At 64.6% G+C, this 14,526-nt stretch carries 14 protein-coding genes and 1 tRNA gene; 12 read left to right on the top strand and 3 right to left on the bottom strand.

Annotation, left to right across the window (positions count from 1 at the left end):
• Window positions 1-1,296 precede the first annotated feature (1,296 nt).
• The 4 genes from QXK92_RS06175 (at window position 1,297) to QXK92_RS06160 (ending at window position 2,751) form a co-directional block, all read left to right on the top strand.
• On the top strand, window positions 1,297-1,470 hold the full coding sequence (locus QXK92_RS06175) for a hypothetical protein (protein ID WP_306240785.1): 174 nt from the start codon (window positions 1,297-1,299) through the stop codon (window positions 1,468-1,470).
• Window positions 1,471-1,561: 91 nt separating this feature from the next.
• Window positions 1,562-2,011, top strand: coding sequence for a hypothetical protein (locus QXK92_RS06170; protein ID WP_306240784.1), 450 nt, complete (start codon window positions 1,562-1,564; stop codon window positions 2,009-2,011).
• 134 nt (window positions 2,012-2,145) lie between these two features.
• Complete coding sequence (locus QXK92_RS06165) at window positions 2,146-2,451, top strand: WXG100 family type VII secretion target (RefSeq protein ID WP_306240783.1); 306 nt, start codon at window positions 2,146-2,148, stop codon at window positions 2,449-2,451.
• Window positions 2,452-2,454: 3 nt separating this feature from the next.
• Window positions 2,455-2,751, top strand: coding sequence for a WXG100 family type VII secretion target (locus QXK92_RS06160; RefSeq protein WP_306240782.1), 297 nt, complete (start codon window positions 2,455-2,457; stop codon window positions 2,749-2,751).
• A 120-nt stretch (window positions 2,752-2,871) separates the two neighbouring features.
• Here the strand turns inward: QXK92_RS06160 and QXK92_RS06155 are convergent.
• Window positions 2,872-2,945: transfer RNA gene (locus QXK92_RS06155), tRNA-Leu, on the bottom strand.
• Between the two features lie 71 nt (window positions 2,946-3,016).
• Here QXK92_RS06155 and QXK92_RS06150 point away from each other — a divergent pair.
• A complete protein-coding gene (locus QXK92_RS06150; RefSeq protein WP_306240781.1) occupies window positions 3,017-3,637 on the top strand; it encodes an ANTAR domain-containing response regulator in 621 nt (206 codons plus the stop codon).
• A 425-nt stretch (window positions 3,638-4,062) separates the two neighbouring features.
• Here QXK92_RS06150 and QXK92_RS06145 read toward each other — a convergent pair whose 3' ends face one another.
• Both QXK92_RS06145 and QXK92_RS06140 read right to left on the bottom strand, forming a co-directional pair.
• Window positions 4,063-5,265 carry a lipid-transfer protein gene (locus tag QXK92_RS06145; RefSeq protein ID WP_306240780.1) on the bottom strand — a complete coding sequence of 401 codons (1,203 nt, stop codon included), beginning with the start codon at window positions 5,263-5,265 and terminating at the stop codon, window positions 4,063-4,065.
• A 10-nt stretch (window positions 5,266-5,275) separates the two neighbouring features.
• On the bottom strand, window positions 5,276-5,758 hold the full coding sequence (locus QXK92_RS06140) for a Zn-ribbon domain-containing OB-fold protein (protein ID WP_306240779.1): 483 nt from the start codon (window positions 5,756-5,758) through the stop codon (window positions 5,276-5,278).
• A 140-nt stretch (window positions 5,759-5,898) separates the two neighbouring features.
• Between QXK92_RS06140 and QXK92_RS06135 the strand changes: the two genes are divergently transcribed.
• The 7 genes from QXK92_RS06135 (at window position 5,899) to QXK92_RS06105 (ending at window position 14,087) form a co-directional block, all read left to right on the top strand.
• Window positions 5,899-6,186 carry a putative quinol monooxygenase gene (locus QXK92_RS06135; protein ID WP_306240778.1) on the top strand — a complete coding sequence of 96 codons (288 nt, stop codon included), beginning with the start codon at window positions 5,899-5,901 and terminating at the stop codon, window positions 6,184-6,186.
• A gap of 97 nt (window positions 6,187-6,283) precedes the next feature.
• The gene (gene polA / locus QXK92_RS06130) at window positions 6,284-8,950 is read left to right on the top strand and encodes a DNA polymerase I (RefSeq protein WP_306244227.1); all 2,667 of its coding nucleotides are present in this window, start codon (window positions 6,284-6,286) and stop codon (window positions 8,948-8,950) included.
• A gap of 28 nt (window positions 8,951-8,978) precedes the next feature.
• A complete protein-coding gene (locus QXK92_RS06125) occupies window positions 8,979-9,932 on the top strand; it encodes a lysophospholipid acyltransferase family protein (RefSeq protein ID WP_306240777.1) in 954 nt (317 codons plus the stop codon).
• Between the two features lie 108 nt (window positions 9,933-10,040).
• Window positions 10,041-11,486 carry a 30S ribosomal protein S1 gene (gene rpsA, locus QXK92_RS06120; RefSeq protein ID WP_306240776.1) on the top strand — a complete coding sequence of 482 codons (1,446 nt, stop codon included), beginning with the start codon at window positions 10,041-10,043 and terminating at the stop codon, window positions 11,484-11,486.
• A gap of 9 nt (window positions 11,487-11,495) precedes the next feature.
• A complete protein-coding gene (gene coaE, locus QXK92_RS06115) occupies window positions 11,496-12,710 on the top strand; it encodes a dephospho-CoA kinase (RefSeq protein WP_306240775.1) in 1,215 nt (404 codons plus the stop codon).
• A 35-nt stretch (window positions 12,711-12,745) separates the two neighbouring features.
• On the top strand, window positions 12,746-13,735 hold the full coding sequence (locus QXK92_RS06110) for a DUF2889 domain-containing protein (RefSeq protein WP_306240774.1): 990 nt from the start codon (window positions 12,746-12,748) through the stop codon (window positions 13,733-13,735).
• Between the two features lie 121 nt (window positions 13,736-13,856).
• Entirely contained in the window at window positions 13,857-14,087 is a 231-nt protein-coding gene (locus QXK92_RS06105; protein ID WP_306240773.1) for an MbtH family protein, read from the top strand.
• Window positions 14,088-14,526: the final 439 nt, after the last annotated feature.

Genomic DNA, 14,526 nt, shown 5'->3' with positions numbered 1-14,526 from the left:
CAGCCGGCCGACTGGGCGGTACTGCACGGCTGATCCGTTGGGGTTGGCTCCGGCGCGAATCCGTATGGCTATCCGCGGAATCCGACCGTCGGGACGGATCCGTTGGGACTGATGCCGTGCCCCGGAGAGGAAATGCCTGGTTCTAGTTTCCCTCGTACTGGCACCCGTATGGGACCACATCACGCCCACCCAACCGAATTATCCGGGCACACCCATTTCCAGGTCCTTCATCATCCGAGACCAATCGCGGATCATTTTGGTTGCATGGAAACGCGACCAAGCCTCTTTTTGAGTATGCGAAATTTATACACGACGGCGGCTACTTGATTGCGCACCTGAACGTGGCTGTTCAAGCTGAGATAGGTTCGCGTCGGGTGATCAAGGGCCGTGACGACAACAACCACTAGTAGCCTTCACAGCGCGCTAGCGGCTATCGCAGAAAGGGGAATCAGTTACGGTAATGAGTTTATTATTGACCAGTGGAGTATTGTAAGAGGTAAGTCTCAATTAGCGAGCGGATTTCCCACAGTCTTCCATGCTGTACTAGCCGACTTTGACTAGTCCAGGCGATGAGAGAGGTTAAAAATTGCTGGCCGTAATAGGAACACACAGCCCGCCAACTGGAACGCTGGTAGTCGACTCCGTCGTGCCATTCAGTTTTCACCTACTGGAAGGCACGTCTGTACAAGATTCGATTACTTGGCATTATGCCGATAATTCAGGGGGAATCTTTGAATTTCAAATCGATCGTCAGACAGGCGAAATCTACGGAATAACTCTGGTTTCCTCGTTGCAACCGTTCGATCAGGTCAAGGATTTGCCCTGCGGTTTGTTTGATAAGGAGTTTGGCATACCGGTTACTAACGCAAGTGCTGTTAAGGGAAAAGTATTCAGGCAACACGTCAGGGTGCGACTACTGCGATCTAACGGAGGTGTATGTGCCGTATGGGGCAAGTGGGCCTCCGCGACGAAGTGCCTGGCCGTAGATCGAGTACGATTTCTTCTTCGAATGGACGAATTGGTGGGCGTATGTTTTGTCTCGCTGACCCCTGAGGAAATCGCAACGGTTAACCAGTGGGATGAACTTAGGAAGCGCGAAGATTAGGCTGAAGCTCAATCTAGGACGCATATAAAGTGGTTGCGGCCGAGGGATCTGAGCGATTCCGATAATTCGAGAAGTGCCATCCCTGACCTAATCGTACGCCTTCAGGCCCTCGAAAGGAGCCCTGGCTCGGTGCCCAAGTCATGAATAATCCCGCTATTTGCCCACGCTGCGAGCAAGGAGAAGTGCTCGCGATGAGGGTCATCGACACAGGTGAAGAGATTCAGCTCTGTGACGAATGCGAGGCGCTTTGGCCGACAGGCGCAGGCCTCATGGCGCCAGGATTCGAGCAATTAACAGAATTTTTTAAGCATCGCGGAATCCCGCCTTTATGGTCGTCGTTAGAGGAACTCGAAATTCAAAATTGACCTTGTTTCAAGGCTGCGGAGTTTCCGGTGCGACCAGAGGAGACCCCGCCGTAGTAAACATGCAACGTTGCCCCGTGCTACACCAGGCTCCATGGGATTCGAAGAGCTGCCCGGCGACGAGTTGATCCGATGGCTTCGCGGCTGGCTCGGCGATGTCGCCGGAAAGGTTCCCATCGAAGCGCCAGCCGAGGCCGGTCAGCTCACCGTCTCGGTCTCGGGTGAACTCGAGCGCGTCCAACTCACTGATTTGGCAATGACGCTGACGCCCGAACAACTCGGACAAGCGATTGAGCGCGCCTACGTGCAGGCCTACCAGGCCGCGTTGCTCGACGTTGAAAAGATCCTGGACCGGATCGTCCAGGACGTCGAGAGCAACGCGAACCTGGTCGCGCGGATCAAACAAATTCGCGCCCAGTACACCGACCTGGCCGGCCTCAAGGCCATCCTGAAACGCCGGCAGCAACACGCCCACGCAGAGTCCGGGTGGGAGGAACCGCCGGAATGGGATCCCGCAAGAGATCCGCTGCGACGCGGAATATGAACACCACGCGGGACCGGGAAGCCGGCCGCGTCGGCGCAAACCCGATCCGACCCTCGTCCTCCCACTAAACTTCCTCAAGCCGGCCGCCGTACGACTGGCGGCTGGCGTCACCGACCCCAGAAAGGTCAAGCAGGATGGCAACGGAGAGCGGCAACGCCCGGCCAGCGCCGCAACTGAGCGTTGATGTTGCCGGCGTAATCACGTCGGCCAAGGGGATCGATGTCGTGAACACCGAGATCAAGGAAGCCTTCGCCCAACTCAAACGCGAGGCGGACGCCGTCATCAAGGGCAGTTGGACCGGCACTGCCGCGGACAAGGTGCACGACGGCTGGCGCGAATGGCAGGACGGTGCCGGAAAGATCACCCGGGCCCTGGACCAGGTCAACGGGCTGGTGGCCCAAGCCGCCCAACAGTTTCAGCAATCCGACGAGGCGAACTAGGCGATGGCCAACAACGACGACACATTCACCGTTGATCTCGACGCGCTCGACGCGCTGATCGAGCACCTGGCCCGCTTCACCAGCGCCACCGATTCCGCTGTGGAGCACGTCGACGCATTTGTGGCCCAGATGCCGTGGGAGGGCGCCACCGAACAAGCCCACAAGCAGTTTCACGCCCTGTGGCGCTCGGGCGTCGACGAACTCCAAGAGGGGTTGCGGAAGATCCGCGAAGGCGCCCAGGTCGCTCACGCCAACTACAGCGGCGCGGCGAACACCAACGTCACCATGTGGGGCGATTAGGCGCCGTCGTCGGTGGCCAGGCGGGAAACGCCTTGAACGTCCCCAAACGGGCCCCGCGCACAGCGTTGCCCACCAATCCTGCTGCTTCCCACAAAGACCATTCGCGGCCCGGGTAGGTAGTGCCCTCGGTGAGATTCGAACTCACACTGGACGGGTTTTGAATCCGTTTCCTCTGCCAGTTGGGATACGAGGGCTGATGCCGGTCTCCCACCTTAGAGCAACCCCCCGAGTGACCGCGCACAGCCGTCACGTCACAATGTCCGTCATGACCGGCCCCACCACCGATGCCGCCGCCGCTCCGCCGCCGCGCCGGGTCCTCATTGCGGAAGACGAAGCGCTCATCCGTATGGACCTGGCCGAGATGCTGCGAGAGGAGGGGTATGACATCGTCGGCGAGGCCGGCGATGGGCAGGAAGCTGTTGAACTGGCCGAACAGCACAAGCCCGACCTGGTGATCATGGACGTGAAGATGCCACGTCGTGACGGCATCGACGCGGCGGCCGAGATCGCCAGTAAGCGCATCGCGCCGATCGTGGTGCTGACCGCGTTCAGTCAGCGCGATCTGGTCGAGCGGGCGCGCGATGCCGGGGCGATGGCCTATCTGGTCAAGCCGTTCACCGCGAGCGACCTGGTTCCGGCCATCGAATTGGCGGTCAGCCGATTTAGCGAGCTGACTGCGCTCGAGCGGGAAGTCGAGACGCTGTCGGACCGGCTGGAGACCCGCAAGCTGGTCGAGCGCGCCAAGGGCCTGCTGCAGGTCAAGCAGGGCATGACCGAGCCGGAAGCCTTCAAGTGGATTCAGCGCGCCGCCATGGACCGGCGCACGTCGATGAAGCGGGTCGCCGAGGTGGTGCTGGAAACCCTCGACACGCCCAAGGACGCCTGACCGCGAGCGTGCGCAGACGTACAGCGACACGCCGTTGGCGGTGGCATTTTGTGCACGCTCGCGCAGCCAAGCCAAGGACGCCTGACCGCGAGCGTGCGCAGATGTACAGCGACACGCCGTTGGCGGTGGCATTTTGTGCACGCTCGCGCAGCCAAGCCAAGGACGCCTGACCGCGAGCGTGCGCAGATGTACGGCGACACGTCGTTGGCGGTGGCATTTTGTGCACGCTCGCGCAGCCAAGCCAAGGACGCCTGACCGCGAGCGTGCGCAGATGTACGGCGACACGTCGTTGGCGGTGGCATTTTGTGCACGCTCGCGCAGCCAAGCCAAGGACGCCTGACCGCGAGCGTGCGCAGATGTACAGCGACACGCCGTTGGCGGTGGCATTTTGTGCACGCTCGCGCAGCCCGAAACAGGGAGAAGCGCTAGCGGGCGACGATCACCGACGATCCGTGCCCGAACAACCCCTGGTTCGCGGTGACGCCGACGCGCGCACCCTCCACCTGCCGGCCCGTCGCCTGACCCCGCAGCTGCCACGTCAACTCGCAGACCTGCGCGATCGCCTGGGCCGGAATCGCCTCGCCGAAGCAGGCCAGGCCGCCCGACGGGTTGACCGGAACACGGCCGCCCAAAGCGGTGTCGCCAGAACGCAATAGCGCCTCGGCCTCGCCCTTGGGGCACAGCCCCAAATGCTCATACCAGTCGAGCTCCAACGCAGTCGACAGGTCGTAGACCTCGGCCAGGCTGACGTCTTCGGGGCCGATACCGGCCTCGGCATAGGCGGCATCGAGGATCTGGTCTTTGAACACCCGCTCGGGCGCCGGCACCACAGCGGTGGAATCCGTTGCGATATCGGGCAATTCAGGGAGGTGCTGCGGGTACTGCGGGGTCACCGTACTCACCGCGCGCACCGACGGCACACCCTCCAGCGAGCCGAGATGCTTGCGGGCGAACTCCGCACTGGCGACGATCAGTGCCGCCGCGCCGTCGGAGGTGGCGCAGATGTCCAGCTGGCGCAACGGGTCGGACACCACGGGGCTAGCCAGCACGTCCTCCACCGAGGATTCCTTGCGGTAGCGGGCATTCGGGTTCTGCAGGCCGTGCTGGGAGTTCTTCACCTTGACCTGAGCGAAGTCCTCGGAGGTGGCCCCGTAGAGGTCCATCCGGCGCCGCGCCAGCAGCGCGAAGTACACCGGGTTCATCGCACCGATCAGGTGGAACCGCTGCCAGTCCGGGTCGTTTTTGCGTTCACCGCCAACCGGGGCGAATGCGCCCTTGGGGGTGGTGTCGGCGCCGATGACCAGCGCCACGTCGCAGAAGCCGGCCAGGATGTGCGCACGGGCACTCTGTAGCGCCTGCGAGCCGCTGGCGCACGCGGCGTAGCTGGAGCTGACCGGCACTCCGTTCCAGCCGAGCTTCTGCGCAAACGTCGACCCGGCAATAAATCCTGGGTAGCCGTTCCGAATCGTGTCAGCTCCGGCGACCAGCTGGATCTGGCGCCAATCCAGCCCGGCTTCGGCCAGCGCCGCCCGGGCGGCCACCACACCGTATTCGGTGAAGTCGCGGCCCCACTTGCCCCACGGGTGCATGCCCGCGCCAAGGATGTACAGCGGCTCCGGAGTGCTCATGATGCGATCCTCATTTCTGCCGCTCCTCCTCATCGCTTCGCTCTGCATCGTCGCCGGCAGGCCTCCACGCGTGCACGATGCGTTCGACGCCGTCGTTGTCGGTGAACAGGGTCATGGTCGTCAACTCCATCTCCATGCCGACTTTCAGATCCGCAGCGAGCGTGCCTTCAATCACCTTGCCCAGCACGATGATTCCCTCATCGGCGAGTTCGACGGCGGCGATGGCGAACGGCTCGAACGGGTCCGCGGCGGGGTAGGGCGCCGGCGGCGGGTACCGGTTCTCGGTATAGCTCCACAGCTTTCCGCGCCGCGACAACGCGACCGACTCCAACGAGTCGCTGGCGCAGCCCGGGTTGGGGCAGTTGTTCTCGCGTGGCGGGAAGACATAGGTGCCGCACTGCGGGCACTTGCTGCCGATCAGATGGGGGTATCCGGCGTCGTCGGTGGCGAACCACCCGTCGATGGCCGGTTCTTGGCTGGTGACCTCTGGCACCAGGCCAGATTACTGAACGAGGGCCGGAAAACTGAAACGTGTTCCAGTCACCGGGTCGCCGACTCGCCGGTCACCCGGTGAGATCGGCGGGCGCAGGCGGTCATACCGGGAAACTGACCACGCGCACGAAGGAGCATTTGATGTTGATCATCGCGGGCCACATCGTCGTCGACCCACTGCAGCGTGACAGCTACCTGGCTACTTGCACAGAAGTCGTCGCACAGGCCCGGCGCACACCGGGCTGTCTGGATTTCGCCATCAGCGCCGACCCGCTGGATCCTGGTCGCGTCAACATCATCGAACGGTGGGAGTCGCAGGCCGCCGTCGACACCTTTCGCGGCAGCGGACCGAGCGACGATCAACAAGACGCCATAGTTTCCGGCTGTGTCTGCGAGTACGAGATAGCTGCCCAGCGTCGGCTGCTGTGATGTCGGCGGCGGTGCCTAGAGTGGGGCCGTGAGCCCAGCAAGGACCGCAGCCGCCGCGGCCAATCCCGCAGACACGGCCAACGACAAACCCACCCTGATGCTGCTGGACGGCAACTCGCTGGCATTCCGCGCCTTCTACGCCCTGCCGGCCGAGAACTTCAAAACCCGGGGCGGCCTGACCACGAATGCGGTCTACGGCTTCACCGCCATGCTGATCAACCTGCTGCGCGACGAGGGCCCGACGCACATCGCGGCGGCATTCGATGTATCCCGGCAGACGTTCCGGTCGGAGCGCTACCCCGAGTACAAGGCGAACCGGTCCTCGACCCCTGACGAGTTCCACGGCCAGATCGACATCACCAAAGAGGTGCTCGGCGCCCTGGGCATCACGGTCCTGGCCGAGCCCGGCTTCGAGGCCGACGACATCATCGCCACGCTGGCCACCCAGGCCGAGAACGAGGGCTACCGGGTGCTGGTGGTCACCGGCGACCGGGATTCGCTGCAGCTGGTCAGCGAGGACGTCACGGTGCTCTACCCGCGCAAGGGCGTCAGCGAGCTCACCCGCTTCACCCCCGACGCCGTCGTCGAGAAATACGGCCTGACCCCGCGGCAGTATCCGGACTTCGCCGCGTTGCGCGGCGACCCGTCCGACAACTTGCCGGGCATCCCGGGGGTGGGGGAGAAGACGGCCTCGAAGTGGATCATCGAGTATGGCTCGCTGCAGGGGCTGGTCGACAACGTGGAGTCGGTGCGCGGCAAGGTCGGGGACGCACTGCGCGCGCACGTGGCCAACGTCGTCCTCAACCGGGAACTCACCGAACTGGTCAAGGATGTGCCGCTGGCACAGACGCCGGACACGTTGCGGCTGCAGCCTTGGGACCGCGACCACATCCACCGGCTCTTCGACGATCTGGAATTCCGCGTGCTGCGGGACCGGCTGTTCGACACACTGGCCGCCGTCGAACCCGAAGTCGACGAGGGCTTCGACGTGCGCGGGGGCGCCCTGGCACCTGGCACCGTCGGGCAGTGGCTGGCCGACCACGCCAGTGACGGCCGTCGATCCGGCCTGACGGTGGTGGGCACCCACCTGCCGCACGGCGGGGACGCTACCGCGCTGGCCATCGCCGCCGCCGATGGGGACGGCGCCTACATCGACACCGCCACCCTGACACCCGAGGACGACGCGGCGCTGGCGGCCTGGCTGGCCGATCCCGACAAACCCAAGGCCCTGCACGAGGCCAAGTTGGCGATCCACGACCTGCGCGGCCGCGGTTGGTCGCTGGAGGGGGTCACGTCCGACACCGCGCTCGCCGCCTACCTGGTGCGGCCGGGCCAGCGCAGCTTCACCCTCGACGACCTTTCGCTGCGGTACCTCAGGCGTGAACTGCGCGCGGAAACAGCTGAGCAACAACAACTTTCGCTGCTCGATGACACCGACGGCACCGACGACCAGGCCGTGCAGACCGCGATCCTGCGGGCGCGGGCCGTCATCGACCTGGCTGACGCGCTTGACGCCGAGTTGGACCGGATCGATTCCACCGCTCTGCTGGGCGAGATGGAGCTTCCGGTGCAGCGGGTGCTGGCGGATATGGAAGGCGTCGGCATCGCCGTCGACCTGACCATGCTCACTGAGCTGCAGAGCCAGTTCGCCGACGAGATCCGCGACGCTGCCGAAGCCGCCTACGCAGTGATCGGTAAGCAGATCAACCTGGGCTCGCCCAAACAGCTGCAGGTGGTGCTGTTCGACGAACTCGGCATGCCCAAGACCAAACGCACCAAGACCGGTTACACCACCGACGCAGACGCCCTGCAATCACTGTTCGACAAGACCGGCCACCCGTTCCTGCAGCACCTGCTGACCCACCGCGACGTCACCCGGCTCAAGGTCACCGTGGACGGGTTGCTGAACTCGGTGGCCGCCGACGGGCGGATCCACACCACCTTCAACCAGACCATCGCCGCGACCGGCCGGCTGTCCTCCACCGAACCCAACCTGCAGAACATTCCGATCCGCACGGACGCCGGACGGCAGATCCGCGACGCTTTTGTCGTCGGTAAGGGTGACTACACCGAGTTGATGACCGCCGACTACAGCCAGATCGAAATGCGGATCATGGCGCACCTGTCGCGCGACGAGGGGCTGATCGAGGCGTTCAACACGGGCGAGGACCTGCACTCCTTCGTCGCCTCGCGGGCCTTCGGGGTGCCGATCACCGAGGTGACCGGTGAACTGCGGCGCCGGGTCAAGGCCATGTCCTACGGGTTGGCCTACGGGCTGAGCGCCTACGGGCTGTCCGCCCAGCTCAAGATCTCCACCGAGGAGGCCAAAGAGCAGATGGACCAGTACTTCGCCCGATTCGGCGGCGTGCGCGACTATCTGCTCGCCGTCGTCGAGCAGGCCCGCAAGGACGGCTACACCTCGACGGTGCTGGGCCGGCGGCGCTACCTGCCCGAGTTGGACAGCAGCAACCGCCAGGTGCGCGAGGCCGCCGAACGGGCCGCGCTCAACGCCCCGATCCAGGGCAGTGCCGCCGACATCATCAAGGTGGCGATGATCGAGGTGGACAAGGCGATCAAGGCCAGCGGACTGGCGTCGCGCATGTTGCTGCAAGTCCACGACGAATTGCTGTTCGAGATCGCACCCGGGGAGCGTGACCAGCTCGAGGGGCTGGTCCGCGACAAAATGGGCGGGGCCTATCCGCTCGACGTGCCGCTTGAGGTGTCGGTCGGCTACGGCCGCAGCTGGGACGCCGCCGCCCATTAAATGCGGCTCGCGAATCTAGACTGCTGAGATGTCGGAGGTCGCTGAGCGCCGCCCGCTTCTTCGTTACCCGCTGATGGTGGCGTCGAAGATGTTTGCGCTGCTGCCGGCACCGGTGGCCGACGCGTTCCTGGCCGTGGTGGCCCGACTCGTGTACTGGCGCGGCCGCGCCCAACATCTGAACGTCCTGCAGGATTTTCGCGACAATGTCGACCCGACGGCCCAGTTCTCGACCCGCAAGTGGCAGCCGGTCCGCGCGATGTACCGCGCTCTGGTCCGCAACGCCAACGACGCCATCTGGTTCCTCGCCGCCCCGCATAGCGCCGCGCGGCGGCGCTTCCACATCGCCGACCCGTCACCCATTCATGCCGCGCTCGACGCCGGCCGCCCCGCCGGAGTTGGCGTCATCGTCGCCTTCCCTCATCTGGGTTCGTACGCGGCCCTGCCGATCGTGCTCGCGCTCAACGGGTTGCCCACCACGGTGGTCGCCAATCGGCAGCGTGCGCTGATGCAGTGGGTGATCACCCGCGGTGCACATAAGGCCGGTTTGGAGCTCATCGTCGTCGAGCGCACCGGCGGCGTCAGTATCACCTCGGCCATGGCCGATGCGATCAAGCGTGGTCGCATCGTCGCGATCGCCGGCGACTACTTTCGGGCCCGCGAAGGAGGCGGCAGCGGAATCCAGGTCGACCTGGCCGGAATCAAACGCTCGATAGGACCGGGACCGGCGTTGCTGGCGTTGCGCACCGGCGCACTGATCGTGCCGGGCACGGTTTTCCAGCACAAACACCAGCGTGAGCCGGTTTTCGGCCAGCCGATCCCTGCCGAAGTCCCGCTCGGCGGTGACGATCAGAACGTGCGAGACGCGGTGCAGGAGACCTCACAGCGAGTGGCGGACGCAATCGCGCTCTTCATCGAGCGCGAGCCGCAGCAGTGGCTGATGCCCGGGGGACTGGTGTCCGATTCGATCGGGCGCGGCCGCTGACCACGCTTCGGTGGGGGTGAGTTTGTCCAGCTTGCGCCCCGTCGAGTAGCCTCAACGGGTAAACCCAAATGTCCCTTCGATGAACCCTGTCCGGAGCAACCCAACAATATGCCGAGTCCCACCGTCACCTCGCCGCAAGTAGCCATCAACGACATTGGCACCAGCGAGGACTTTCTAGCCGCAATAGACAAAACGATCAAGTACTTCAACGATGGCGACATCGTCGAGGGAACCATCGTCAAAGTGGACCGGGACGAGGTGCTCCTCGACATCGGCTACAAGACCGAAGGGGTCATCCCCGCCCGCGAGCTCTCCATCAAGCACGACGTCGACCCCAATGAGGTCGTTTCCGTCGGTGACGAGGTCGAGGCCCTGGTTCTCACCAAAGAGGACAAAGAGGGCCGGCTGATCCTCTCCAAGAAGCGTGCGCAGTATGAGCGCGCCTGGGGCACCATCGAGGAGCTCAAGGAGAAGGACGAGGCCGTCAAGGGCACCGTCATCGAGGTCGTCAAGGGTGGCCTGATCCTCGACATCGGGCTGCGTGGCTTCCTGCCCGCCTCGCTCGTCGAGATGCGCCGCGTGCGCGACCTGCAGCCGTACATCGGCAAGGAAATCGAAGCCAAGATCATCGAGCTGGACAAGAACCGCAACAACGTGGTCCTGTCCCGCCGCGCGTGGCTGGAGCAGACCCAGTCCGAGGTGCGCAGTGAATTCCTCAACCAGCTGCAGAAGGGCACCATCCGCAAGGGTGTCGTCTCCTCCATCGTCAACTTCGGCGCCTTCGTCGACCTGGGCGGGGTGGACGGCCTGGTGCACGTCTCCGAGCTCTCGTGGAAGCACATCGACCACCCGTCCGAGGTGGTGCAGGTGGGCGACGAGGTCACCGTCGAGGTGCTCGACGTCGACATGGATCGCGAGCGGGTTTCGTTGTCGCTCAAGGCGACTCAGGAAGACCCGTGGCGCCACTTCGCCCGCACCCACGCCATCGGCCAGATCGTGCCGGGCAAGGTCACCAAGCTGGTGCCCTTCGGTGCGTTCGTCCGTGTCGAGGAGGGCATCGAGGGTCTGGTGCACATCTCCGAGCTGGCCGAGCGCCACGTCGAGGTGCCCGACCAGGTGGTTGCCGTCGGCGACGACGCGATGGTCAAGGTCATCGACATCGACCTGGAGCGGCGCCGAATCTCGTTGTCGCTCAAGCAGGCCAACGAGGACTACACCGAAGAGTTCGACCCCGCGAAGTACGGCATGGCCGACAGCTACGACGAGCAGGGCAACTACATCTTCCCCGAGGGCTTCGACGCCGAGACCAACGAGTGGATCGAAGGTTTCGACGCGCAGCGCAACGAGTGGGAGGCCCGTTACGCGGAGGCCGAGCGCCGGCACAAGATGCACACCGCGCAGATGGAGAAGTTCGCTGCTGCGGAGGCGGCGGACCACGCCAGCGGCGGTTCGTCGTCGTCCAGCAGCAGCTCCTCGGAGAAGTCCGCGGGTGGGTCGCTGGCCAGCGACGCCCAACTGGCGGCTCTGCGGGAAAAGCTCGCCGGCAGCGCGTAACCGGCGCAGATGCTGCGCATCGGGCTGACCGGCGGTATCGGCGCCGGGAAGTCGGCGCTGTCGAAGACCTTCTCCGATTGCGGTGGAATCATCGTGGACGGGGATGTCATCGCGCGCGAGGTGGTCGAACCAGGGACCGAAGGACTGGCGTCGCTGGTAGACGCCTTCGGCGAAGACATTCTCCGTCCCGACGGTGCCCTGGATCGGCCGGCGTTGGCGGCCAAGGCTTTTGCCGATGAGGAAGAGCGCAAGAAGCTCAACGGCATCGTGCATCCTCTGGTCGCCAAGCGCCGGGCGGAGATCATCGACGCCGTCGCTCAGGATTCCGTTGTCGTGGAAGACATTCCACTGCTCGTGGAATCGGGTATGGCGCCACTGTTCCCGCTCGTCGTAATCGTGCACGCCGACGTGGAACTGCGGGTGCGGCGCCTGGTGGAGCAACGCGGCATGACCGAGAGCGACGCCCGCGCGCGGATTGCCGCACAGGCCACCGACGATCAGCGTCGTGCCGTCGCGGACATCTGGCTGGACAACTCAGGCACCCAGGAAGATCTGGTGCTGCGTGCCCGCGACGTATGGCACAACCGCGTCCTGCCGTTCGCGCACAACCTGACCGAACGCCGGCCCGCGCGCCCGCCGGCGCACCTGGCTCCAGCCGACCCGACATGGCCGGACCAGGCTCGCCGCATCGTCAACCGGTTGAAGACCGCGGGCGGCCATCGGGTGGTGCGGGTCGACCACATCGGCTCGACGGCGGTGCCGGACTACGACGCGAAGGATGTCATCGACATCCAGGTGACCGTCGAATCCCTGGATATGGCCGACGAACTCGCTGATTCACTGTTGGCCGCCGGTTACCCGCGTCTCGAGCACATCACGCAGGACACCGCGAAGGCCGATGCCCGCAGTACCGTGCCCGGCTTCGACCACACTGACGATGCGGCATTGTGGCACAAGAGGATTCATGCTTCTGCTGACCCTGGGCGGCCCACCAATGTGCACATTCGGGTGGCCGGCTGGCCCAATCAGCAGTTCGCGCTGTTGTTCGTCGACTGGTTGAAGGCCAATCCCGCGGTGCGCGAAGACTATCTGGCGATCAAGCGGGCGGCGGAAGCGCACGGTGCAGGCGACACGGCGCGTTATGCGACCGCCAAGGAACCGTGGTTCCTCGACGCGTACCGGCGCGCATGGGAGTGGGCGGACACCACCGGCTGGAAGCCCTAGCGCCGACCCGGCCACCGGCCCGGTAACGTCGTTTCATGCCGTTCGTGACGGACATTCTCGGGCCGCGGCGCCCTGTTGCCGACGCGGCGGCGCCCTTGGTGGCGGGGCGGCGACGTCGCACCAGCACCATCGACACCCACCCGGATGACACGGGCGGCTCGCACGTCGACCTGCGCGCCCGCGACGCCGACGGCATTGGTACACGGGCAGAGGTCCGCCTCGGTGCCCGGCTGGTTGATCAGGTCATCGCGGAGATCTCGGTAACGCCGCAGGTCAGCGGCGTGGATCGGCTGCTGGGTGAACGGGTCGGCCGTGGTTTCCGATCGACGGTTGCGACGCTGTTCCCGGAAGAGATCGCGCGGTCGAGCCTGTTTCATCTGCTGCTCGACGACTGGGTTGGTGCGGCACTGGTGTCGGGCTACGGCGTCCAGCACGCGGCGATCGTCACGGGCACGGAGCAGAAGATGCCGCCCGGCGTCGCCGATCGGATAGCCGGGATCTGTGCGGGTTTCGCGCCGCAGGCGTCGTTGATCCAGTACACGCGTCGCCACGATGTCATCCCGACGGGCCGCGGGCCGGCGGCACCGGCGCTGGACGGGCTGCACGACGTCGAACCGTTGCGAGCGCACGGGATGCGTAGATTCCGTCGCCTGGAATTGTGGCCGGTCGACGGGGGTGCGGCGGCATTCGACGCGCGTTTCCGTGATTCCCACATGGACGACGAGCTCAACGAGACGATCGTGCACGAGTACACGGTGGCGGGCACGGTCGACACCTCGTCGCGCTCTATCACCTCGGTCGATGCCCAGGTGCGGGTGCTGCCGTGGCAGGAGTGCCCGGGAGCGATCGGTAGTGCGGGCCGCATCGAAGGCATGACGCTCCGCGAGCTTCGTGACCGCGTCCGTGGTGAGTTGGTCGGCACCAGCACGTGCACCCACCTCAACGACACCCTGCGCGCGATCGCCGATCTGGACGCGCTCCTCGAGCCGTCACCATGGGACTCTGGTCTTCGTCAACCGACCTGACGGGCCTGTCGACTTCATCCGATCGACACAGGTATCTTGTCGACACGCAAGGCACCCCAATGCTGAGGACCTCGGGCGGACGTGAAGCGGCACCCTCAGCTCGACGATCAGGAGTTGACCCGTGAGCGTCAATCCATTTGACGACGAGAATGGCAGCTTCTTTGTCTTGATCAACGACGAAGAACAACACAGCTTGTGGCCGACTTTTGCCGATGTCCCCGACGGCTGGCGGGTGGTCTACGGCGAGGCGGCCCGAGCTGACTGCCTGGACTACATCGAGCAAAACTGGCCCGATATCCGGCCCAAGAGTCTGCGGGACCGGCTTGCCGAGCAACGGCCGAGCGATAACTGAACGTCGTTTCACCGCGGCTTCGCCAGAATCGAAGTACCGGGTTCTCTTTGATCTCACCTGATTGGTAGTCGATCAGGCCGGCCACGTCGTCATCAGCGACGGCGCCCCCCGTGATCATCGAGGTTCATGCTGTTCAGGGTCGGAATCCCGGCCGGCCGGGACGGTGATGTTGGGACTTTCGCCTCTTGTTGGCGCGGTCTGTGACGTGCTGAAATGGCGCGGTCTATATCGGGCCGGGGCGGCAGAAGAACGCGATACGTGATGACCAACATTGAGCACTCGGCGCAGTTCGTTGCACCCGAGGCCGTCTCGAAGCTGACCCATGGAGCTATGCGGAGCGGCGCCGCGTGAGAAATCTGTCACGTGACGTCGCGCGGTGTCGGATTCGGCGCCGCGCAACAATATTCGCCGATTCCGCGGACATGCCATGCGTTCCTCT

This window comes from Mycobacterium sp. TY815, assembly GCF_030755135.1.
Classification (GTDB): Bacteria; Actinomycetota; Actinomycetes; order Mycobacteriales; family Mycobacteriaceae; genus Mycobacterium.
This window is presented reverse-complemented; position numbering and strand designations above follow the sequence as displayed.

Coding starts and splice junctions, on each gene's coding strand:
- QXK92_RS06175 (WP_306240785.1), top strand. CDS start 1,297: ATGAGGGTCATCGACACAGGTGAAGAGATTCAGCTCTGTGACGAATGC.
- QXK92_RS06170 (WP_306240784.1), top strand. CDS start 1,562: ATGGGATTCGAAGAGCTGCCCGGCGACGAGTTGATCCGATGGCTTCGC.
- QXK92_RS06165 (WP_306240783.1), top strand. CDS start 2,146: ATGGCAACGGAGAGCGGCAACGCCCGGCCAGCGCCGCAACTGAGCGTT.
- QXK92_RS06160 (WP_306240782.1), top strand. CDS start 2,455: ATGGCCAACAACGACGACACATTCACCGTTGATCTCGACGCGCTCGAC.
- QXK92_RS06150 (WP_306240781.1), top strand. CDS start 3,017: ATGACCGGCCCCACCACCGATGCCGCCGCCGCTCCGCCGCCGCGCCGG.
- QXK92_RS06145 (WP_306240780.1), bottom strand. CDS start 5,265: ATGAGCACTCCGGAGCCGCTGTACATCCTTGGCGCGGGCATGCACCCG.
- QXK92_RS06135 (WP_306240778.1), top strand. CDS start 5,899: ATGTTGATCATCGCGGGCCACATCGTCGTCGACCCACTGCAGCGTGAC.
- polA (WP_306244227.1), top strand. CDS start 6,284: ATGCTGCTGGACGGCAACTCGCTGGCATTCCGCGCCTTCTACGCCCTG.
- QXK92_RS06125 (WP_306240777.1), top strand. CDS start 8,979: ATGTCGGAGGTCGCTGAGCGCCGCCCGCTTCTTCGTTACCCGCTGATG.
- rpsA (WP_306240776.1), top strand. CDS start 10,041: ATGCCGAGTCCCACCGTCACCTCGCCGCAAGTAGCCATCAACGACATT.
- coaE (WP_306240775.1), top strand. CDS start 11,496: ATGCTGCGCATCGGGCTGACCGGCGGTATCGGCGCCGGGAAGTCGGCG.
- QXK92_RS06110 (WP_306240774.1), top strand. CDS start 12,746: ATGCCGTTCGTGACGGACATTCTCGGGCCGCGGCGCCCTGTTGCCGAC.